This is a genomic window from Tamlana crocina (assembly GCF_012037625.1).
In genome coordinates, this window is the sequence record NZ_JAAVJS010000437.1 from 1 (window position 1) to 375 (window position 375).

At 43.2% G+C, this 375-nt stretch carries 1 pseudogene; it reads left to right on the forward strand.

Annotated features, from left to right (window positions below):
- Positions 1–72: 72 nt before the first annotated feature.
- Positions 73–375: pseudogene (locus HC176_RS17475) on the forward strand (efflux RND transporter periplasmic adaptor subunit); the annotation flags it as partial.

The window sequence follows — 375 nt, forward strand, 5'->3', positions numbered from 1 at the left end:
GATCAAGTAAGCAAAGGTAAGGTACTGGCATATCTATCCCATCCTAACCTCACCAGGTTACAAACCGATTATATGACAGCTTACAGCCGTTTGCAGAACCTGGAGCAAGAATTTAATCGTCAACAAAGGCTTTATGAACAAGAAGTAGGTTCAGGCAAACTTTTTCAACAGGCACAGGCCGATTATCGTGTTGTGCAGGCAGAGGTTCAAGGGTTTGAATCACAGCTCAGGCAGTTAAACCTTAATGTTGCTGGCATACGAGAAGGAAATATTGTCGAGAATGTTCCTGTAGTCAGTCCAATAAAAGGGAGCATTGAAGATGTAAGTGTGCAGGTAGGACAATATGTTGATCCCCAAACCGAGCTATTCGAAGTG